The sequence below is a fragment of the Candidatus Nomurabacteria bacterium genome, from assembly GCA_023898625.1.
Classification (GTDB): Bacteria; Patescibacteriota; Saccharimonadia; order Saccharimonadales; family JAGQNJ01; genus HK-STAS-PATE-36.
This window is the reverse complement of sequence record CP060231.1, coordinates 554,254-574,772: the sequence shown is the minus strand read 5'-3', so window position 1 is coordinate 574,772 and position 20,519 is coordinate 554,254. Positions and strand designations below refer to the sequence as shown.

Genomic DNA, 20,519 nt, shown 5'->3' with positions numbered 1-20,519 from the left:
ATCCGCTGTAAGCTGCTAGGCGTTTAGTCTTCCTCGTATTCCATTGGCAAGGAGTGGTACACCAGATCTTCATCCAAGTCTACCTCCTGCGGCAGTAGCCAAACCTCTTTCTTGCCACTCAGTAGTCTCTCCTCTGTTGTGGTGTATAGCTCGGAGTCCCATATAAGGTCTGTCGACATCTTAATAATCCGTTTCTCAGTATTTTCGTTGCCAGCCACCAATAATAAATATGGATAGGTATATTCAGCCTCCTCATCGGCGTAGTCTATGTGAGCATTGATACGTTTCCGAATAATCCAGCTCTGTTCACCAGCTGGTATATATTCCATGAAGAAGGACGGTATACCTTCATTATATGACTCTAGCAGTATCCAAGGCAGGGGCTTGATATATTCTTCTGGATCTAGCTGATATTTTGTAATTGTATAGAATGTCTGAGGGTAGTTTCTCTGCACAGCCATACTAAGCTTGGGATAGCGGTAGTATTCATCGATCTGTGATTCAGTAAAGTCTTTGCTTTTGTAATGTATCTGTGTACGACTAAAGCCAGCCTTCTTTAAGTGGCGTATCCCAGCAGGTGCTAAGTAATAGGCGGCTGGTCGTCTGTCTATTCTATAGGTACTATTATACTTCCTTGCTACATAACCCTGATCTACTAATACTGCCAATCTCTCATAAATAGTTGATCTATCTTTTTTCAGTAATGCTGCTAATAGATCACTGGTTAAGAATCGATATTTGTATAAAGCCCGTAATATAGACTCCTGCGATTTACTAATTGTGTACCTAGTCTTCACTTCGACGCGTCTCATGTTTTTTCTCCTATATGTATATATAAAAGAAGAGAATATAAAAGTAAATAGTTAACAGATTAAATAAGTAAATATACCGCACTGTCCTTAGTGGGGATTTTAATAGACAATTTTAAGCATAAAAACTATTGCAACTATCCTTATATAGGTGCTATACTATACCTATGAAGGATAGTTTAAACTAGTACCGGGGGTAAAAAATTATGGCTAGAACAGTAGGGTCAAGCAATAAAGAAATCAAGCTTCCAGAAGTCTTTGAAATGACGCCTGATGAGCGGATCGAGGTACTGGCAATCCTACTCACAGACATAATATGCGAGGAATTATGCAACCAAGACTGAAGCCAAACGCTGTTATTGCTATTCGCGTTAGTACAACTAGGCAAGGTACGGATGGTGACTCCCCCGAGGCACAGCGCGAGCAGCTTCTTCGTTACGCCGAAACACATAATATCCATGTCAAGGAACAGTTTGTCTTTCTGGAGTCTGGCTCAAAAGAAAAGCAGCCAATGCAACAAGCCATCAACTACTGCAAAGACCGAAAGAACAATATTCAGTATTTCATAATCAAATCGATTGACCGGTTCACACGTGGTGGCGGTTCGCCTTATGACCAATTGAAACTACAACTCGAAAAACTCGACATATCTCTGGTGGATATCTATGGCGTGATCAGCTCATAAAAGGTAAACACCCTTGAGCACCTCGGCGTCGAGTATAGCTGGAGTAAATACTCCCCTAGTCAGAAGACTGAGTATCTTGAGGCTGAACGAGCCAAAGATGAGCTGCGCGACATTCTAAGCCGTATGATTGGTGCCGAAGTTCGCTACACACGCCTCGGCTACTGGATGCGTCAAGCACCCTACGGCTATATCAGCGAAAAAGTCGAAACTCGTAACGGCAAGCGAACTATCTTAAAGCCACACCCCAAGGAGGCGCCGCTACTTCGTAAGCTGTTCGAGATACGAGCGCTTGGTGCGTATACAGATACCGAGATATGTGCACAATTAAACGCGCTTGGATTCAAGACCCGTACACGCTACAAACGAAGCAAGCATGATCGTACACGGATTATCTCTAAAACCGGTGGCGATCCTCTCGGTCCGAAAGCGTTATGGAAGATAATTCGTCATCCGATATACGCTGGTATAAATGTAGAGAAGTGGACGGAGGGTAAGCCGGTTAAATGTGCCTTCGAGGGGCTGGTGAGTATTGAGCTTTTCAATCGAGCCAACAAGGGTAAAGTGACCTTGGTAGAAAATGGTGACGATATTGAGTTCTTGACTAAAGATTCAGAACGAGTGATCGTTAATGCCGGAGTGCGCAGCCCGGACTTTCCGTATAAGCGTTTTGTGGGCTGTTCAAAATGTGGTCGACCATTACTCGGCAGTGCATCGCGTGGCAAGAACGGCAAATACTACCCAGCATATCACTGTAGCAATCATGGCCACTACTTTCGAGTGCCAAAAGATGAGCTTGAAGCTACGGTAACTGAGTTTATTAGTCTCATAAAACCCTCTCAGGAGCAAATCACTATGCTTACCGATGCAGTTCTAGCCGAGTGGGAAAAGCGTCAGCAACATACTGAGAAAGTACTTGAAAACTATAATGAGCGTATCGTCGACCTAAAAGCCGAGCTGCGACAAACACTCCAAAGCATGAAGTCACTAACATCGGCGACAGCAATAAAATATATGGAGGAAGATTTAATGCATATCGAAACACAGATACAGCAGCTAGAGTCCGACAAGAAAGCCATAGCAGGTGTAGACATGAGTAAAATAGAACGAATTGTTTCGAGGGTGAAATTCTTTCTGGAAAATATGGACAAATTGATGCTTAAACAGATTGATCCAGTCAAAAAAGCTCAGTTCTTTGGTGTACTTTTTGACCGGATCCCAAGATACTCGGAAATAAATTCTGGAACACCTTCCTTATTGCCACTTGACCTCTGTTTTGAAGCAACAAAAAAGACCCAAGAAAGTCTTGAGTCCCTTGTGGTGAACCTAAAGGGTACTCATTCCGAAATCTTTTATCGTGAACTGGAGGAACTAGCGAATAAACTCACGGTTCAGGAGAATAACAATGTTTAGGTTGCTTCGTAGGACGCCAAAGGCCGTGCTAACAAATACCTCGCTATACAGTGAGCACTCCTTCTATAACGCATTTGTGCGAGATGTGAAAAGAGCACAATCAGTGGTAGTTATTGAAAGCCCGTTCTTGACCGAAAAAAGAGCGCTGTACTTTGCAGGGCTATTTAATCAACTAACCAGAAAAGGTGTGAAGATTCGAGTAAATACCCGAAATCCACGTCACCATGATAAGCTACTAGAGATACAAGCCTGGAAATCCATCCGAATTCTTAGAGATAACGGTGTTAAAGCCTATTTCTTTAATGATATGCGTCACCGCAAGCTTGCAATTATTGACGGGCAGATATTATGGGAGGGCTCACTGAACATTTTGTCGCAAGCACTGAGTCGAGAAGTCATGCGTCGTACCAATTCGACTGAGCTAGCACATCAGATGATTCAGTTTACCAAGATGAATAACAGGTTCTGGTGATATACTAGAGGCTCAAGTATGCATGATGAATACCGTATCAATGAAGAAGACATAGCAAAGATCATAAAGTATCTTGAGTTTGAAGATCCTGATAATGCTAACCGTGAACATGCAATTCAGCTTATTGAGTCAATACAGATAAGCAGTAATGAAATAGCCAGATCAGATGAAGCTTTGGCTGAAGCCATCAGGAAGTACACCCAGAAGAAAAGTTAGAACTAATTTGGAAAGACATCCGATGCTTTAACGCCTAAGACGGTAAATATTTCATACAGTGTTTCGACCGATGCAATAGCAGCCCCCTGTTCCAAGGTTGCGTAGTAATTAGTAGACAATCCTACTTTTTCAGCAATCTCCCGCTGAGTGTAACGCCTTGCCTTGCGAGCTTTTTGCAGATTAGTCCCAATTGCTTTTCTCAGTTTAACTTCGTTCATGTTCCTGTAGACTTATTAAAAATATCGTATACAAACTGTATCATATATTGTGTAGTATATCTAGTTTCGGTCATCAGTTTGGTTACATAATTTTCTATGCCTTGTTACATAAGCATAGTGCAAATGGTTACATGTTTCACGAAATATTTATATAAATAACAGATTAGAATTTGTTTTTTGGTTACATGTAACGGGTGGCCCTGGTTACAAAGCGTATCATTTATCTTTTGATCTGCAGATACTTTATGAACAGAGATGGACTATTGCTATATACGATATATAATAGATACATGCGCAGCTATATCTACATGGATGAAAGCGGAGATTTAGGTTTTGATTTCACTAAATCAAAGACAAGTAAACACTTTGTCGTAAGTTTTGTCTTTACTCACGACAAAAAACCCATAGATAAAATTGTCAAGAAACTATACAAGGGATTTTCCAAGAAGGAACTCAAAGGACATCCTGGTACGTTGCACGCGTATAAGGAAAAGCCAGTGACCCGTATACGTCTTTTGCGTAATTTGGCCGAAAAAGATGTACATATACTGACAATCCGCCTTAATAAGCAGAAAGTTTATACCCGCTTGCAAGACGAAAAGCACGTGCTCTATAACTATGTCGTCAACATACTACTCGATCGTATGATAAGCAAAAAGTTGGTTCCTCTTGATCATGAGATTTGTTTCGTGGCCTCAAAACGGGAAACAAACAGGTTTCTCAATGAGAACTTTGCAGCCTATCTAAAGAAGCAAACAAAAGATAATCACAAACTAGATATTCATATCGATATTAAAACACCTGCACAAGAAAAAGGACTACAGGTCGTTGATTGTGTCGTATGGAGTTTCTTTAGAAAATATGAACACGATGATGCATCATATGCCGAAATACTGAAAGAAAGGGTTGTAGAAGAGAACTCGCTGTTTCCATAGAAATGGAAAACCTCTGTTGCTATTTACGAGGAACCATACGGAGCCCCACAACAGAGGAATTACTACCACTGTTATTCTAGCATAAGCATTGCGCTTATGTCAATACCTGTTTTCGTGGTTCACAGAACTAACTCAGAACAAGCGTAGCTTGTAAGTAGTTAGTTACAGTGTAAAACATTTCTGGTTGGTTTTGTCTTTGTTCCCACTCTTTTAATATATTTGGTAAGTCAGCAAGCGTTAGCTTGCCATATAGTCTTCTGAGAGATCTCTTCAGTACACCCCAGAAGTTCTCAATCATGTTGGTTGGACCAAAGTGTCCGTTACTGTGGTTGCATCTTTCGTGGGAGAAACCGTAGAACTCTAGGTCGTTGTAGCCACTGTGAGCATCTGTCGTAATATGTGAGCCACGGTTCACTGTAGTGCTAAGAAACATTTCTAAACTGTCTTGGGCTCTGTCTGGAATAACCTGGAGACGTACTCGTCTGGTATCTCGCTCAATGGCACCCACGACAATTGTCTGGCTACCAAACTTCTGTCTGCCAAAGAAACTCTCATCTACTTCGACAATACCAGACAGCTGGAGAGTACTGGCTGGAATTTGTTCCCGGAATCTTCTAAACCAGCGTCGGACGGTTGGGTAGCTAACACCTGAGATATCTACAGTAGTACCTGTACTCTTCTGCTTTTGCCAACACCACAGGAGTAGCCAGATACTCTGGAACGGCAGATTAGATTGCCTCAGCCAGGTTACAGACTTCACTGAGTGCTTAGTTCGACAAAGTCTACACCAGGCATAACTAGGTCGAAACAGCAATCTGTTGTTACACGAGGGACAACAAGTAGTTCCGTAGACCATTTTAAATATTTGTTTGTGGCACTGCCACTCTCGTGGCAGTCCTGCTAGACTGTTCATTGGAACAACCCTTTCTTTAGTTAAATAGTTTTGACACTACTTACTTTAGCGGGTTGTTCCTTGTTCGTTCACTAAACCGTTTTTCGTATCCCCTTCAATTACATTTACGTATTGCCTCCTTAGGCCACCTCTGTTACTCTTTATGCAATCAGATTGGAAACTACAGGAGCTGACCATGACTGATAATTCTGGTGGGCAGATAGTTGAAAGACTACAAACCATTTTACCGTGGTTAGGACTCCTTGTTGCATCAATCACTATTCTGGCTTTCGTTATTGGCCTTATCCTCAGACTCTACAATTACTACCGAAAGTACAACCAGGAAGCAGTCTTGCTTGAGCTAACACCACCGGCTTTTAGCAACAAAGCTCCGCTGGCTACCACTCAGCTATTCTCAGTACTGCATGGTCTGCTTAAATCACGCAGTTTCAAGGACGCAATTTTACGCTATGTACAATCATTTTCTCTGGAGATAGTATCAACCAAAGACAAAGGCATTCGGTACCTCATTCGGTCAAGTAAGACAAACGAAGAGCTTATCCGCCAGGCAGTAGCTGCCTACAGTCCCGATGTAAAAGTTCGGGTTGTTAAAGATAGTCGTGAAACCAAAGGATTTACGGCTCTGCAAACCTACAAGCAGACTGAACATTACGCCATGCCACTGGATACCTCAAAGTCACTGCATGAGCACGACCCGGTGGCTTATTTAAGAGCTCGATGACAAAACTAGAAGATAATGAACAAGTTAGCTTGCAACTCGTCGTTACGCCGGCCGTTATCTCTGAAGCCTTTGCGATTGATCGTAAGATACGCCAGGGCTATTGGTCTGGATCAAGCCTTGAGAAAAAGTTTGGCCATAAAAGCATCTTTCGGATTATCTTTGCCATTCTAAAACTACCATTCGTCATTGTCTGGAGTATGATCTATGGTTTTCTCTATCACGATATACCGGCTAGTTCTAAGGCCACTAACAATTTACCGACTAATACACATATACCTCCGGCCGAACAAGAGCTTTTGGACCGAATGCATGACAAGCTCACTCAAGATCTCTTTTACGTCGATATACGGACTCAGATCATAACTACAGACAAAGCTCGAGCTAAATCTAGAGCCCAATCACTGGCGAACTCGATGGCTACCTATGCTACGCCAACTTGGCAAAGACTACGAACTACCGTGGTCTGGATACCATGGCTTGGTGTACGACATCGGATATGGGTGCTAGATCACCGCTTGCCGTCACTGATTCATAGAAATAGTAATGTTTTAAGCTCAACTGAACTAAGCAGCATGTACCATTTTCCTCATAGTTCGTCTGCTCGAACAGAAAACGTCTCAAAGTCACTCAGTAAAACCCTGCCAGCCCCAACTTCACTTAAGAGTGCTAAATATCTTGATGTGACCTTAGGCAAGAACAGTCATCTTGGCAGTGAAACCTTAATAGGCCTCGCCGAAGCTGAACGCGAACGCCATGTTTATATCATCGGCGGAACCGGAAACGGTAAAACCACCATGCTCCAGTACGGTATCGTTCAAGATATTAGGGACGGTAAAGGCCTGGCTGTGATTGACCCACATGGGGATATGGCACTGACGCTACTGAAATATATTCCGAAAGATCGCATTAAAGACGTCATCTACTTTAACCCTGACGATATCGACCATCCACTGGCTATGAACCTGCTAGAAATACCTGACGGACTGACTGGCAGTGCCTTAGAGCGAGAAAAAGATCGAGTCACTGAATCAGTTATCTCGGTACTACGTAAAATTTTCTCTGATGATGACTCGGGTGGCCATAGAATTGAATATGTGCTTAGAAATGCGATTCAAACTGCTCTAACAACTGATAGTCCGACTATTTTTACTATCTTTGAACTGCTCACTAACGATACCTACCGAAAGAAGATAACGAATGCCTTGCCAGCCGGAACCTTAAAGAACTTCTGGCAGAACGAACTTGGCAAGGCTGGTGCCATGCAACGAGTTAAGATGAGCCATGGCGTGACCAGTAAGATTGGACGCTTTGAGTTTTCGCCAAGCACCAAACGAGTTATGGGCCGACCAAAATCAACCATCGACTTTGATGATATCTTGTCTTCGGGCAAGATCCTGATCTGTAACTTTAGTAAGGGGAATCTAGGCGAGGATACTTCGGAACTATTCGGCACTGCGGTGCTGGCTAAGCTTCAATTAGCTGCATTGAGGCGTTCTCGACTTGCTCAAGATGAGCGTGAGCCATTCTACCTCTACGTTGATGAGTTCCAGAACTTTGCGACCATGCCGTTTGTCCAGATGCTATCTGAAGCTCGGAAGTACAAGCTGTTCCTGACTATGGCTGAGCAATCTACAGCCCAACAAGACGAACAAAGACTCGTACAGATAATCCTGGCAAACGTCGGTACAGTTATTAGCTTTAGGACTGGTAGCCCGGTGGATGAACAACTAGTATTGCCGTTGTTTAAACCATTTATTGATGAAGGCGAGATAGCCAACCTACCAAGTTACAACTTCTATGCACGGCTAAGTGCTATACGGTCCCAAGAACCGATGTCTGGGGAGACGATACTTTTGGAAGACGAGGGAGATAAGGCTATTGCTCAGAAAGTTATAGAGTCTTCACGGGATTTGTATGCGTATGAATACGAAGATGGAACGAAAAAGAAAAAAGCAGATAAGACCGAGTCTCATGAAACACAAGACGTTAAAGATAGTGACTCGGAAGATGAGCCGATTGAGGTGTAGCAAGTCATAGGGCTACCACAAAAATATACCGTAAGAGTCAGCGCACAGCTAACCCGTTGCCCCGAGGAGCGTTGTTGCCCGGATTAACTTCGCCAGCATTGAAGTTCGCGTTGTCTGCGTTGTCGACATTGTCCGAGTTGGCTGACCGAGACCACAGGTTGCCGTTGTCACCCTGGTCGTCGAAGCCCTCGTCCCAGTTGCCAGCAAGAACTCCAAACGCGCGCCACTGCGGCACAACCGTTTTTGCAATACTACTCATTATCCTGCACTCAGCGTACCAAGCACAAGCAAGTCTTGGTGGCACTACTCCCACAGAACTAGTCTTCATCACATCAAGACTAGTGAGTATTGTCTCTTACATATGCTTATCTGCCTGGCTACTCGCTGGGTAACAAGCAATAGTTGCCACCAAGCATTACCCGGTTGCCACCAAGCAAAGCATACTGTTATTGTACCCCCCCCCGAAGTTTTAAACCACCAAGAAGTTTCTTATGTTTGTAATGCTTCACCAGCCCCCGATACGATGCTTCGGTTTCTTTTGAGCAATCCGGGTTCGACAGTGCCGCCAGTAAGTTACGTTTTAGGCGTTTACCTGACTGCAAGCGAAATGGGTAAACAACCGCCCCAAGGAAGGCCACACCTCTATGACATTCCTGCAGGTGTCGCTTGTGTGGGTGTAGTTTTAGTGCTAGCTGATCTTCTACATAGCGCTCTATTGTCCTGGTGGCTTCAACCAGTTCATTTTTATCATTAGAGACGATATAGAAGTCATCGACGTAGCGTCCATAGTGTTTGAAGCCTAATTCCAGTGTTACAAATCGATCTAGTTGGTCAAGATAGATATTACTCAGTAGTTGTGAGGTTAGATTACCAATCGCAATACCACGGCCTTTGGGCTGGTGGAACAAACTCTTGCTGGGCGGCAGACCTTTCCAGGCACTACGGGGACAGTTGAATATTGCCTCTTTCAGTGGGTCGTTAAATATGATGACCTTCCACAAAAACCTACACAATTGGTATACATAGCCTTTACTCGGAAATTGTCGATCCAGTCCCCACATGGCTCGCACGTAGAGCTTTCTACGCTCTAAGCTCATGAAGTAGCCCTGAAAATCAAGCTTTAGTATGTAGGCTGGACGAGTGTAGTTACGACTGACTGAACGAATGTGGTGGTCAAGCCGACGAATACCATACAGTGTACCCTTGCCGAGCCGGCAGCTGTAGTTATCTTCAATGAACCGGGCATCCCACCAACTACTTACTTGGTTGAACAAAAAGTGATGCACTACCCGATCACGAAAGGCAGCTGCAAATATCTCCCGCTGGATGGGTTTATTCACGATGAACGCGGTTGACGGTCGTGGTGTATAGGTACGCGTATGTATTTCGTGCGCCAGTGCCGCCAGTTCTGATTTAGCAATTTTGTCGAACTTTTCCACTTCTGACTTTTTTGTTTTACCGCGTCGGGCATCAACGTAGGCCTTTTTTAGCTCCCTGGTGAGCCAGTCAAGACGCGTATTTCTGTCGTTCAAGCTATTGGTAGGCATGGTGATTTCTATTTTTTGCTGGGATACCCAGTCGACTCGGCGGGGTTAGGGGTGACCACCCCTAACCGCCAGGCCTCGCTTTGTGGGCACCCCAGAGCAGCCTTAAGGCTGCTGTAAGAGACAGCGCACAGCTAACCCGTAGCCCCGAGGAGCGTAGCCGCCCGGATAAACTTCGCCAGCATGGAAGCCCGCGCCGCCTGCGAGGTCGACATAGTCCGAGTTGGCTGACCGAGACCACAGGTAGCCGCTGCCACCCTGGTCGCCGAAGCCCTCGCCCCAGTAGCCAGCAAGAACCCCTCTAAAGGGACCGTCATGTTGCCACTTGGCAATGTTGGCACCGCTATCAGCGTATTGGCCAGTACCACCAAAGGAAATGTCGAGGTTAGAGTAGTCGCCAGAAGCAATGTAGCTATACTCGTCTTCTATCTCATCGTATTCTTCGGTGAAGCCAACGGTTGGTAGTCTCCAACCGCTAGGGCAGATGGAGTACGGTGCATCACCATCAGTTTCGGTGTGGGAGGTTCGGGATTCACCGGCTGTAGCCGCACTCCAGTTGTAGAGGTAGCCGTAGTTAGTCTGTCCTGCTCCCGTGTCACCAGGGATTGGGCCGTAAGCTCCAGGATTATCGTAGTCGGCCGTGCCGGCGGTGGTCAGTTGTGGTAACGTAAAGTTACTAGCTATGTTGGTATCACTTGGTGTGAGGGTTATGGTGCTTGTGGTACTACCAAGCTTGAGGTTATTGAGCATCCAGCAGTTGCCATCAGCTAGTTTGGCTACTTGGTATTCTTGGTTGTCTCCTCTGGTGTCAGTTAGGGTTATGACAGCTTCTTCATTGCTGCCAGTGTAGGTAGGTAGAGCACTACATTGGCTTGTGGTGAAGCTTTGGAGAGTGGCAGCTGGTGGTGTTGTAGACTCATTGTCTGCTACGGCATAGTTGAGCTTGAGTTCTTTCTTCCCGGATACGACAGTACTATCTATATTGAAGGTTAGGGTTACATCTGTGGCGTCACCCGATGAGGCTACACTGGTAGTTTTGAGAGTCAGGGGGTTACCGCCTGGGTTGAGAGTGGTACTGGTGGTGATGTCTCCACCTGTGAGCTTGATGCCAATACCTGGTTCTGGTTCAGTCAGACTGGCGGTCAAGGTATAGCCGTGAGCGTTGGCGGTGCCACTGGTGAGGGTTGTGGTAGCCGTAGTGGTACCACCACCCTGAGGAACAGTGACTTGAATGGTGCCTTGGTCTGTACCGAGGGAGAGAGTGGGAGCTGCAGAGACAATTGGGAGATTGGTAGCGAGGAGCGCTGCAGTCAGGGCAAGCAGGACAAGGATACTGAAGCTACGAGAGCTAAGTTTTGGTAGCTTAGAGATTGAATGAGAATGGGAGTTATGTGAATTACGAGAGCGATGGACAAGGAAATACCAGGTGAGCAAACATGCAATCAGGAGGGTTAGGGTTGTACCGATGGCCAGTGGGAGGAGTGGCGATGATTGAGTAGGACCAAGACCAGTGTTAGGTACACCGGGTCCAACCAGGAGATTGATGGTTTGAGTTACGGTTTGGCTGTCCATGATGTTTTATTAGGTGTCCTTTGTTGTTAGTTTATTTGTATGCATATGTTTGATCATAAAATATAGAAACGCTTACGTATATAGTACATTGGTTGCTCTAAAATTCAAACCAGAAATTCTTCGTCTGGATCAACCACCTTGACCCCTAGCTCAACATAGCTACGATCTAATTCTTTCTCGACCAGCTTTTTTACTGTCCTCTCAAGCCTCTCCGACTCACATATAAGTAGCACTTCCGGATGTGATTGATTGGTTTTATATTGTCTCCATATCTCCATCTCAGTGAAAGTTATGTATTTCCGTATGGTTTTGCGTAGCGTCCAGTAGGTCATATTGTCCTCTAGACACTCCAGGAAGTAGGAATTGTCGGCTTCTTTATCTACTATGTATGCGTCTGGCTTAGTTTTAGGTACGTAATCTTTGTCCATAAGCTCAGTTTTGCTGTAGAACTTATATCTATCTGGATAGCTATGTTTGAGCTGTATATAGGCTTTAAAGACATTGAGTCGGTGATTAATTCTATGATCTTCAACTCGCTTGTCGTGGTAGATGCTTCTAAGAGCTGATTCGCTTGTGTATGGTTGTGTTCGTAAGAATCGGACACCTTTAGTAGCTAGATAGTATGTAGCTGGTCTTCTAGCTATCTTATAGCTACTATCATAGTTCATACCGATATAGCCTTGATCTACTAATATCTTTAGTCTGCTTGATATAACTCTAGGGTTGGCTTGTTGGTTCTGTGCAAGTAAAGCAATATTAGTAAATCTAAACTTATAGAGAGTATTAAGAATAGTAATTTGCTGAGGGTTTAATGGTCGTCGGTATTTTGGCTCTTTCACTGTACTATCTACTCCTATACGCAGTATAGGTAATTATATAACAATAACGTACAAATATAACTGATTAGAAATGATTATATAGGTATCTTAACGATAAGATATCCACAATTGTAAATATTACTGTGGCTATACTATTGAACTAACGCTATATTCTATAGTAAACTATAGCTATAATCAATAGTTTACGAGGGTATCATGGCGAATGAAATATCGACTAGTCAAGTAGAAAGAGACGAGCAGATCAATCTACTAGCGGATATTTTGCTTGAGCTGGTACTTGAGGAGAGTCAGGATGATGTCAGCTCGTAGCCAAAACGCTGTTGCCGCTATCCGAGTCTCTACCACCAAGCAAGGTCGTGACGGTGACTCACCCGAGGCTCAGAAGGAGCAAATCGAACGCTTTGCCCAAAACAAAGGTATTGTAATTAAAAAGTTCTTTGTCTTTATGGAATCGGCCAGCAAAGAACAACAGCCTATGCAAGAAGCAGTTGACTACTGCAAGGATAAGGAAAACGATATCGACTTATTCATTGTTAAGTCAATTGACCGTTTTACCCGTGGTGGCTCCATGTTATATGATTCGCTCAAAACCCAGCTCGATAGCCACGGTGTGACCCTAATTGATACCTACGGTGTTATTAGTCAGGAGAAAGTTAACACCCTAGAGCATCTCGGCCATAGCTATAAATGGAGCACCTACTCACCCAGTCGCAAGTCAGAGATGCTGGAAGCCGAACGATCGAAAGACGAAGTTAGAGATATCTTAAGTCGCGTCATTGGTGCTGAGATACGCTATACCCAAATGGGATATTGGATGCGTAAACCACCTTACGGCTTTTTGGGAGAAAAAGTCGAGACTCAACACGGTAAACGCACTATATTGAAGCCGCATCCTGAAGAAGCCAGGTTTATTGTTAAACTGTTTGAGCTCAGAGCCAGTGGACAGTTCTCAGATAAAGAAATTGCCAGCAAGCTCAATGACTTGGGTTATCGTGGCCGACCACAGTACCGGCGTTCTAAAGAAAACCGAAATCGTGTGGTCGGCAAAGCTGAAGGTAGCCTGCTTGACCATAAAAAGCTCTGGAAAATGGTACGCAATCCAATCTATGCAGGCGTGAATGTTGAAAAGTGGACAAAATACCAGCCAGTGAAATGTATGTTCGATGGTCTGGTGTCAGTTGAGCTGTTCAACCGTGCCAATAAAGGCAAACGAACCATTATTGAAATCCCTGGAAACAAAATAGCCATCCACGATAACATCGCCCCGCGCAATGCCACCGTACGAGGCACGCGCAACAATGACTTTGCGTTCAAGCACTATGTTATGTGCCCACAATGCAACAAACCTCTGTCGGGCAGCACCTCACGGGGCAAAACAGGCAAATACTACTCGTACTACCACTGTGATAAACGAGGTCACAAATTCAGAGTCACGAAAGAAGATCTTGAGACTAAGGTCTATGATTTCATTAATGACTTAGTCTTTTCTAAAGAACGAGTGGATGAGGTCTTTGCGGTTGTACGCGAAAAGTATGAGCAACATCTAGCCCTTTATGAAGCTAAGACGGCGGCCACTGATTCACAGATTACTCGGCTTGAAGCTCAAGCCAGAGAGCTCACCAAAAGTTTTACCACTATTGCTTCCTCAGCTCAGAAGTATGTCAATGAAGAGCTAGAGAATATCGATCAACAGATTAAGCGCCTAGCACTAGAAAGGATGAACATGGAAACTAAAAAACCTATGGATATAGACAAGGTTATAACCAGAGTCAAGAAGTTTTCCGAAAACATCGGACAGGTTATCAATCAACAGAGTAACGATACCAAAAAAGCTCAACTTTTCGGGGTCATATTCAAGAAATTACCAACCTACAATGATTTAGCTTTCCGAAACCAAAAATCACCCCATATTACAGGGGTGAATCCAGTCTTCCAAGCCTTGCTTGGCGATAATTTTCCTATGGTGATCCCAAGGAGAATCGAACTCCTATTGCCAGGATGAAAACCTGATGTCCTAACCATTAGACGATGGGACCGTATCTTTGATTTACGCAAATTGTACCGATGTATTTTACCAGTTTACGCTCAAAAATAAAACCCCTTTGGAAATCCTTAGGGGTTTTATTAAGAGTTAGAGCGGCCAGTCAATGCATCTACTTATGTCTAACCCTACCACAAATTATTCATTTATGCTAGTGGTTATCCACAGTTTTTAACATGACTGCTAGCTTTCTTGACGGCTAAGCACCAATCGGTGTGCCACTGCACCCGCAACAGTAACTGCTACGAAAATGCCAGCTATATCACCTGCACCAGTGTTAGGTAGTGCGCTTGGTGTAGTAGGCGTAGTTGGAGTAACTGGTGTTACTGGCTTGCCAGATTCAAACTTGACTGGAGCCGCACACTTGTCACTTTCAACTAACTGATTTTTACCGTTCACTGTTACATTAACCGCTACACGAACAACATAACTACCATCATTAGCGTATGTATGTTCAGCAGAAGTTTTATCTGTAACTAGTTTCTCGGATTTGTCGCCAAAGTCGTAAACATAGTTGTTTACTTTTGCACCGTTAATAGCTGTAGCCTTAACAGTTGCCTTAACCTTTCGTCCACCAAGTTGTTCTAGAGTAACTAGATCACAACTATATGAAGGGTTTTCTGGCTTACATTCATTACCATCAACAGTAATGTCTGCACCGTCGTTTACAGCACCATAACCTTCTGGGGTAGCGTATGCAATGTTATCAAACTTATTAACTCCACACTCAAGATCCTTAAGTTCTGGAACCTTAGTTTTAAACAATACAAATGCATTAATACCAGGATTATAGTTACCGATATTGACGTTTACTTGCTTGCCACCGTTTTGGATTGCTGTATCTGGATAGGTATAACCACTTGGGTAATTACCGTTGTAAAGCTTTACGCTACCAGGAACAACAGTTAAACCTGCAGGAACTTGGTCAACAACCTTAACCTGCTTAAGTTCAGTACCGCCGATGTTCTTGAATTCAATTCTCCATTCGGTATTCTTGCCAGGCTCTGCTTTTACAGATTCCTTCCAGTCGGCAGAAGTTTGACCTTCTAATCGGGCTGATTTTTGGATTGAATAGCTTGGCATCTTAACCTTAACCTTAATGGTTACAATGCTAGAATACTGGAAACATCCAGGAACAATACCATCTGCAGCACCATAACCTATTGGCGCACCAGACGTAACAATACTATCGCTTAGTTTTATACCTTTAGGTACAGCATTGGTATACTGTACAGCTGAGCCAGGTACATACTCAACTTTAAAATTAGCACCATTTTGACCCATAAGATCAATTGTGTCAGCCACAGTTTGTGGTTGAGCATTATCGGCACTAATATAAGCGTTAGCTCGTAACGCTTGAGCAGTGTCAGTAGGAAGATGAATTCGCACCTTAGTATTCTTTGCAACACCAGGGCCATCAAAATTACTTCCATTTAGATTGTCAGCTGCGTTGTTGTGTACGTAAACACGTAGCAACAACTCTTGACCTTCTTCTACTTCTGCCTTGCCACTAAAACCATTCATTTGAGTATTAGCAGCGTCTTTTACTTCAAAAAATGCACGTTCATCACCCTCATCAGGGTTATTAGTGATTGAGTTAAACGTCACGTGTGGCGCCGGATTCTCAATCGTATACGTAGGTCGTTCAGGGTACCAAGCCTTTACAGCTCCAACTACACCAAGTGTAGTCAAGGCAACTGCAACTCCAGCTAATACCTTTTTAGACATACGAGGAATAAATCGCTTCATATCTCCTCCTTACTTTGTAGATCTTAAACAATAACTAAGCAAGTAAAAACTTGTTCGCTAACTTATCGCTCTAAACTGTTAAAGACCAAAACTGCAAGGAGTTCTATAATAAAATAGACACCCACCTCCCAGTCGGTCTTATATTACCACAACTATTACGTATTGTCAACATTATGGTTATGCTATATTCGATTTTCACCGTCTGTTAATGTACCTGGTTATCACTGCTACCAATTAGTAGAAGCAAAAGTCAAACCATTACAATTCACATTAATTGCAAACTAAAACATGGGTATAGCAGGGGTAGATAAGTGAGGATCAAGAAAGATCAAACTCGAATCTTATCGGTTCCCCTGCTTGTGACTACGAAATCACGAACACTAACATTGGTGGAGCAACAAGCGCTCACAACACCAAGTTTGGTTACCCAAACATATTTCACTGATTGCCAGTGTCTGTACACTTGCCTGGAGGGCAAGCAACAGCACACCAGCAACCGCCAGTATTTCGCCGTTGTATTAGGCGAGATTGGATCTCAACTGGATTGATCCTCAAAGCCGAAGCTCAGAAATCCCTCGTCACGGTGACGTGACGGGCGTCGTCGGAGACGACGTCACGGGCGGTGCCGGCGGAGGCGCCGACGTTGGTGGTGCCGTCACCCCGGTGTTGCCACCGTGGGATTCGGGAACCGTCACCTTCGGCGGAGCCGTCGGCTTGGGGGCTGTCGTCGGGCAAGGCCCGTTACAACCGCTCGGCGAGTCGATTGGGGTCGTCGGACCCGCGTCGATACGCGATTGGTTGTCCGGCGACGGACGATCCTTGCGGACCTGCTCCGGCACTTCGGGATTCCTGTCGATATTCTTCGACGGGTCCTTCGGCGTCAGAACTGTCGTCGTCGGCGACGGCTTCTTGGGAGGCGGGGTCGGTGCCGGATTCTCATCCGTCGGTCCTGATGGGACCGGTGGCTTGCCGGTGGTAACCGGATTGCCGCACCGGGCCATAACCCAGATCTTGACACCCTTGGGCGTCTCGATCAGGATGGCCTTCCGGTTTCCCGAAACCCCCGGACGAGCAGAACCCACCACGTTGCCGTCGTGAGTCCCGGAGTTGTACCCATCACTGGGTGCCTCATCTGGCTTGATGAGAGACAGCGCAAGCGCAACCTCCATCTCGCCAACGAGGACGACGGCGGTCTGCGTGGCGCAGCCCGACGCGTCGAACAACCCTGCCTGATTGACATCTCTGCCAACCAGGAACTTCGCCCCGCCAGCAAGCAAGACCGGGTCCTGACGGACGCCGACCATCCACTCGCTGGCAGCCACACGTGCCTCCTCCGGCGTGGTCGCCGACTGGATGGCCGGGATTCCCCCAGCGAACCAGCGGTTCCCAGCCTTGTCGGAGTCGACACGGGCCCATGAGTTCGGGCACGTCGGAGCGGTGGTTGCGGGGCTGGCTGCCTCGCCTCCACACTTGCTCAGTGCGCCGACTCGAGCCTCCAGCTGGGCGACACGCTCGGTCGCTTCGGATTCGGCGGGCGTACCCTCCGCTTCCGTTGCGTCCTTCTGCGCGTCAGCCAGCTCGGCCTCCGTCTTGGAGAGCCTCTCCGCAACGTTGCCGTTGCAGGAGACCTCCTCAGCCTTGGCATCCGCGCTTCCGCACGACGCCAAAACAGTTGCCGCCAGGAGGAGGGCGGCCAGGGTAACCAACAGTCGCTTCATGAGAATACCTCCTCGTGGCGACTATTTGCTCATTTCGGACGATCCGAGGCTGAGCGCCGGTACCTCACGCATTGATGTAGTGCGCGTACACTAGAGGGTTTACTATCGGCAGAACCGACTGTCGGATTGGTTACCGCGACTTCCCCAAGTCGTGCGAAGAGATGCAGTGCTCGACACTGGAGGGTAGAGGATTCATTAAGGCTACCAAGCCACCTGTTGCCAGGCTAGTCCAACAGACTCACTGTGGTACGTTCTTGACCGGTCAGGGCGTTGACGGAGCCAAACGCGTCCGAAGACGGTTGACCCACGCGGGCGTGGTGTCGACCACGGTCAGGAAGTACAAGACTCCCAAGACCACGGCGATCCCCACGACCCAAGCCAGCGTCGCGAGAGGTGCCTCCCTGAGAGCGTTCCTGATGAACCCTCCCCCGAAGAGGAAGCTCACCAGCGCCAAGGCGGTCACCCACCGACGACCCGTAGCACCCCAGGCGTCTCGCCAGAAGACGGCGAGCAACCCGAAGGCCACCAGACTGACGGCACCGAGCAAGCCCGAAAGCCCGCCCAGCTCGTCAATCTGCTTCCAGTGCCATGCCAGCTGGTAGCCGGCGAAAAGCACGCAGATGACGGTCAGAACGAAACCCAAGCTGCGGCGCAACATTGGGCACCTCCTTTCCCACGAGGGGATAGGCACGACACGGAACTTCCGTGCACGTGGCTGATCTCCCCGGTGAAGGAGCAGCATAACAATAATCAAATAGTTAATTACTGATATGCTACCCCTTGCCAAGAAAGTCGGTAAAAGCAAAATATGTAGTGTTTCGTAGTCATTCTGTTCTCTTCTGGGAAATAGAGATCAACAAATAACCTCAATATCTCAACCACGAGGACAGACCACCTACTACTAGCGCTTGCCACTAGTATTAAATGGTCTGCCCTCAGATCTATCCCAATAGAACAGATTAGCCTGCTTTTTATGTCTTAAGATAATGCAAGGCGTCTTGCGAGAAGCGGATCGAACCGTACAGATAGTACGGAGAGAAACCCCTCACAGCAAAGCAACGAAGCAGTATCCAAGAAGTAAGAACGGTGTTCTGACTCTGTCAGAAGCGGGTTCTTACGACAAATAAAGCAGGGTATGAACTGTAATGATATGACTTGTTAAGGTTGCCCCTGTTAATAAACTAGAGAATTAATCTAAAGACGGCAAAAAACAACAGATATACTTATCTGTTGTCGCTTCCACCTCTGTAAAAATTACTTCCCTTTACGGATGATGCTCTCACCTCACATCTGTAACAGGATGCTTAAATATTACCATAATACAGATATAAAGTCAATATTGTTTACGTTATTCTTTACAATCCGTCAATGCTTATGCTTACCTGCCTAGTCTTATGTACTATCTTGAATAAACTTAGTTACTTATCGGTTCACTGAACTAAAACGGAACAAGCCGTTAAAGTAAGTAGTGTCAACTAACTTACGGAAGGAGGGCTTGTTCCAATGAACATTCTAGCAAGTTTGCCACGTGAACGGCAGTGTCATATACAGCTATTTAAGATAATATATGGGTCTAGCGCCTGTCCCCGGTGTAACGGGAGACTATTATTTCGTCGTAGTTATGCTTGGTGTCGGTACTGTAGAGCTAAACACTCAGTTAGAGCTGTTACCTGGTTTCGAGGTAGTAATCTATCACTACAGAAGCTATGGCTACTCATCTGGTGCTGGCAGAAACAAAAAAGTGTTGGTACGACTGTGGATATTGTGGGTGTTAGCTATCCAACTGTTCGTAGGTGGTTTAGGCGCTTTAGGGCATTAGTTCCACAAAGTACCTTACAGCTCTCTGGTATTGTTGAAGTAGATGAAAGTTTCTTTGGTAAACAGAAGTATGGTAGTCAAACCATTGTTGTTGGAGCCATTGAACGAGATACCAGACGAGTTAGACTACAGATTGTCCCTGACAGAGCTCAAGACAGCCTGGAACTGTTTTTGACTAAGACGGTAGCTAGGAACTCTCATCTGACGACAGACGCCTTCAGTGGCTACCATGACCTAGAGTTCTATGGCTACTCTCATGAGAGATGTAACCATAGCAATGGACACTTTGGTCCAACCAACATGATCGAGAACTTCTGGGGTGTACTGAAACGCTCCTTACGTCGTTTATACGGCAAGCTAACACTTACTGATCTAAGAAATATCCTTAGGGAGTGGGAACAAAGACAAAACAATCCTGAATTGTTCTATACTGTAGATAACTACTTATCTGCAACGCTTTGTTCTTGATTCGTTCTATGAACCTACTTATCTGGGGTTGAATTATTATTGGAAACCTGCTCTTCAGAGACTTCAGCTTTACTCGCACTATTCGAGATTTCATTTTGCCTTCCAGCATCATCTGACTGTGCTAAGTCTATTTCATCAAGTAACTGCATCATAGCATTACCTCGATCTTTAGGATCTTCGATTGTCTTTGCTATTGAGGTAGCCTGAGCTAGCAAATCTGTTTCTCCGGTATTCATATAACGACCCATCACAATGTCGAATCGATCAATGGGATCAACACCAGTTTCGTCAGTTATTTTTATTAGCTCGTCGAGTAGTTCATTTTTTAGATTTTGTAAATCTACCATATATAAATCTCCTTATT

The 20,519-nt window shown here is 45.3% G+C and carries 21 protein-coding genes and 1 tRNA gene; 10 read left to right on the top strand and 12 right to left on the bottom strand.

Annotated elements, in window-relative coordinates; all coding sequences use genetic code 11:
* Positions 1-23: 23 nt before the first annotated feature.
* Positions 24-812 carry a replication-relaxation family protein gene (locus H6793_02980; GenBank protein ID USN95271.1) on the bottom strand — a complete coding sequence of 263 codons (789 nt, stop codon included), beginning with the start codon at positions 810-812 and terminating at the stop codon, positions 24-26.
* Between the two features lie 203 nt (positions 813-1,015).
* Between H6793_02980 and H6793_02975 the strand changes: the two genes are divergently transcribed.
* The 5 genes from H6793_02975 to H6793_02955 all read left to right on the top strand — a co-directional run bounded on the left by H6793_02975 (position 1,016) and on the right by H6793_02955 (position 3,592).
* A complete protein-coding gene (locus tag H6793_02975) occupies positions 1,016-1,153 on the top strand; it encodes a hypothetical protein (GenBank protein USN95270.1) in 138 nt (45 codons plus the stop codon).
* Positions 1,138-1,494 (top strand): recombinase family protein, encoded by a 357-nt coding sequence (locus H6793_02970; protein ID USN95269.1) that lies wholly within the window; start codon positions 1,138-1,140, stop codon positions 1,492-1,494. The genes H6793_02975 and H6793_02970 overlap by 16 nt, the downstream gene beginning before the upstream one ends.
* Positions 1,495-1,617: 123 nt before the next feature.
* A complete protein-coding gene (locus H6793_02965; protein ID USN95268.1) occupies positions 1,618-2,904 on the top strand; it encodes a recombinase family protein in 1,287 nt (428 codons plus the stop codon).
* A gap of 76 nt (positions 2,905-2,980) precedes the next feature.
* On the top strand, positions 2,981-3,376 hold the full coding sequence (locus H6793_02960) for a hypothetical protein (protein USN95267.1): 396 nt from the start codon (positions 2,981-2,983) through the stop codon (positions 3,374-3,376).
* 18 nt (positions 3,377-3,394) lie between these two features.
* Positions 3,395-3,592, top strand: a complete 198-nt coding sequence (locus H6793_02955) for a hypothetical protein (protein USN95266.1) — start codon at positions 3,395-3,397, stop codon at positions 3,590-3,592.
* A gap of 2 nt (positions 3,593-3,594) precedes the next feature.
* Here H6793_02955 and H6793_02950 read toward each other — a convergent pair whose 3' ends face one another.
* Positions 3,595-3,810 carry a helix-turn-helix transcriptional regulator gene (locus H6793_02950; protein ID USN95265.1) on the bottom strand — a complete coding sequence of 72 codons (216 nt, stop codon included), beginning with the start codon at positions 3,808-3,810 and terminating at the stop codon, positions 3,595-3,597.
* Between the two features lie 290 nt (positions 3,811-4,100).
* Here H6793_02950 and H6793_02945 point away from each other — a divergent pair, with 290 nt between their 5' ends.
* Positions 4,101-4,745, top strand: a complete 645-nt coding sequence (locus tag H6793_02945) for a DUF3800 domain-containing protein (protein ID USN95264.1) — start codon at positions 4,101-4,103, stop codon at positions 4,743-4,745.
* 127 nt (positions 4,746-4,872) lie between these two features.
* Here the strand turns inward: H6793_02945 and H6793_02940 are convergent, their stop codons facing one another.
* Positions 4,873-5,505, bottom strand: a complete 633-nt coding sequence (locus H6793_02940) for an IS1595 family transposase (GenBank protein USN95263.1) — start codon at positions 5,503-5,505, stop codon at positions 4,873-4,875.
* Positions 5,506-5,800: 295 nt separating this feature from the next.
* On the opposite strand from H6793_02940, the gene H6793_02935 reads away from it, so the two are divergent.
* Both H6793_02935 and H6793_02930 read left to right on the top strand, forming a co-directional pair.
* Positions 5,801-6,379 (top strand): hypothetical protein, encoded by a 579-nt coding sequence (locus tag H6793_02935; protein USN95262.1) that lies wholly within the window; start codon positions 5,801-5,803, stop codon positions 6,377-6,379.
* Entirely contained in the window at positions 6,376-8,406 is a 2,031-nt protein-coding gene (locus H6793_02930; GenBank protein ID USN95261.1) for an ATP-binding protein, read from the top strand. Before H6793_02935 ends, H6793_02930 begins: the two co-directional genes overlap by 4 nt.
* A gap of 37 nt (positions 8,407-8,443) precedes the next feature.
* On the opposite strand, the gene H6793_02925 is transcribed toward H6793_02930, so the two are convergent.
* The 4 genes from H6793_02925 to H6793_02910 form a co-directional block, all read right to left on the bottom strand.
* A complete protein-coding gene (locus H6793_02925) occupies positions 8,444-8,734 on the bottom strand; it encodes a hypothetical protein (GenBank protein ID USN95260.1) in 291 nt (96 codons plus the stop codon).
* Positions 8,735-8,852: 118 nt separating this feature from the next.
* Positions 8,853-9,953 carry a hypothetical protein gene (locus tag H6793_02920; GenBank protein USN95259.1) on the bottom strand — a complete coding sequence of 367 codons (1,101 nt, stop codon included), beginning with the start codon at positions 9,951-9,953 and terminating at the stop codon, positions 8,853-8,855.
* A gap of 102 nt (positions 9,954-10,055) precedes the next feature.
* Positions 10,056-11,522, bottom strand: a complete 1,467-nt coding sequence (locus H6793_02915; GenBank protein USN95258.1) for a hypothetical protein — start codon at positions 11,520-11,522, stop codon at positions 10,056-10,058.
* Between the two features lie 104 nt (positions 11,523-11,626).
* Positions 11,627-12,361 (bottom strand): replication-relaxation family protein, encoded by a 735-nt coding sequence (locus H6793_02910; GenBank protein ID USN95257.1) that lies wholly within the window; start codon positions 12,359-12,361, stop codon positions 11,627-11,629.
* 568 nt (positions 12,362-12,929) lie between these two features.
* Here H6793_02910 and H6793_02905 point away from each other — a divergent pair.
* On the top strand, positions 12,930-14,363 hold the full coding sequence (locus tag H6793_02905; GenBank protein USN95971.1) for a recombinase family protein: 1,434 nt from the start codon (positions 12,930-12,932) through the stop codon (positions 14,361-14,363).
* Here the strand turns inward: H6793_02905 and H6793_02900 are convergent.
* The 4 genes from H6793_02900 to H6793_02885 form a co-directional block, all read right to left on the bottom strand.
* A tRNA-Glu gene (locus tag H6793_02900) sits at positions 14,323-14,397 on the bottom strand. The two genes, H6793_02905 and H6793_02900, sit on opposite strands and share 41 nt — an antisense overlap.
* A 188-nt stretch (positions 14,398-14,585) precedes the next feature.
* On the bottom strand, positions 14,586-16,151 hold the full coding sequence (locus H6793_02895) for a DUF11 domain-containing protein (protein USN95256.1): 1,566 nt from the start codon (positions 16,149-16,151) through the stop codon (positions 14,586-14,588).
* A gap of 578 nt (positions 16,152-16,729) precedes the next feature.
* A complete protein-coding gene (locus H6793_02890) occupies positions 16,730-17,869 on the bottom strand; it encodes a hypothetical protein (GenBank protein ID USN95255.1) in 1,140 nt (379 codons plus the stop codon).
* A 262-nt stretch (positions 17,870-18,131) separates the two neighbouring features.
* Entirely contained in the window at positions 18,132-18,527 is a 396-nt protein-coding gene (locus H6793_02885) for a hypothetical protein (GenBank protein ID USN95254.1), read from the bottom strand.
* Positions 18,528-19,372: 845 nt separating this feature from the next.
* Here H6793_02885 and H6793_02880 point away from each other — a divergent pair.
* Entirely contained in the window at positions 19,373-20,155 is a 783-nt protein-coding gene (locus H6793_02880; GenBank protein USN95253.1) for an IS1595 family transposase, read from the top strand.
* 14 nt (positions 20,156-20,169) lie between these two features.
* On the opposite strand, the gene H6793_02875 is transcribed toward H6793_02880, so the two are convergent.
* Complete coding sequence (locus tag H6793_02875; protein ID USN95252.1) at positions 20,170-20,502, bottom strand: hypothetical protein; 333 nt, start codon at positions 20,500-20,502, stop codon at positions 20,170-20,172.
* Positions 20,503-20,519 lie beyond the last annotated feature (17 nt).

Excerpts from the sequence above, each read along its gene's own strand:
- H6793_02980 (USN95271.1), bottom strand. The coding sequence starts at position 812 with ATGAGACGCGTCGAAGTGAAGACTAGGTACACAATTAGTAAATCGCAG.
- H6793_02975 (USN95270.1), top strand. The coding sequence starts at position 1,016 with ATGGCTAGAACAGTAGGGTCAAGCAATAAAGAAATCAAGCTTCCAGAA.
- H6793_02970 (USN95269.1), top strand. The coding sequence starts at position 1,138 with ATGCAACCAAGACTGAAGCCAAACGCTGTTATTGCTATTCGCGTTAGT.
- H6793_02965 (USN95268.1), top strand. The coding sequence starts at position 1,618 with ATGATTGGTGCCGAAGTTCGCTACACACGCCTCGGCTACTGGATGCGT.
- H6793_02955 (USN95266.1), top strand. The coding sequence starts at position 3,395 with ATGCATGATGAATACCGTATCAATGAAGAAGACATAGCAAAGATCATA.
- H6793_02950 (USN95265.1), bottom strand. The coding sequence starts at position 3,810 with ATGAACGAAGTTAAACTGAGAAAAGCAATTGGGACTAATCTGCAAAAA.
- H6793_02945 (USN95264.1), top strand. The coding sequence starts at position 4,101 with ATGCGCAGCTATATCTACATGGATGAAAGCGGAGATTTAGGTTTTGAT.
- H6793_02935 (USN95262.1), top strand. The coding sequence starts at position 5,801 with ATGCAATCAGATTGGAAACTACAGGAGCTGACCATGACTGATAATTCT.
- H6793_02930 (USN95261.1), top strand. The coding sequence starts at position 6,376 with ATGACAAAACTAGAAGATAATGAACAAGTTAGCTTGCAACTCGTCGTT.
- H6793_02925 (USN95260.1), bottom strand. The coding sequence starts at position 8,734 with ATGAAGACTAGTTCTGTGGGAGTAGTGCCACCAAGACTTGCTTGTGCT.
- H6793_02920 (USN95259.1), bottom strand. The coding sequence starts at position 9,953 with ATGCCTACCAATAGCTTGAACGACAGAAATACGCGTCTTGACTGGCTC.
- H6793_02915 (USN95258.1), bottom strand. The coding sequence starts at position 11,522 with ATGGACAGCCAAACCGTAACTCAAACCATCAATCTCCTGGTTGGACCC.
- H6793_02905 (USN95971.1), top strand. The coding sequence starts at position 12,930 with ATGTTATATGATTCGCTCAAAACCCAGCTCGATAGCCACGGTGTGACC.
- H6793_02895 (USN95256.1), bottom strand. The coding sequence starts at position 16,151 with ATGAAGCGATTTATTCCTCGTATGTCTAAAAAGGTATTAGCTGGAGTT.
- H6793_02890 (USN95255.1), bottom strand. The coding sequence starts at position 17,869 with ATGAAGCGACTGTTGGTTACCCTGGCCGCCCTCCTCCTGGCGGCAACT.
- H6793_02885 (USN95254.1), bottom strand. The coding sequence starts at position 18,527 with ATGTTGCGCCGCAGCTTGGGTTTCGTTCTGACCGTCATCTGCGTGCTT.
- H6793_02880 (USN95253.1), top strand. The coding sequence starts at position 19,373 with ATGAACATTCTAGCAAGTTTGCCACGTGAACGGCAGTGTCATATACAG.
- H6793_02875 (USN95252.1), bottom strand. The coding sequence starts at position 20,502 with ATGGTAGATTTACAAAATCTAAAAAATGAACTACTCGACGAGCTAATA.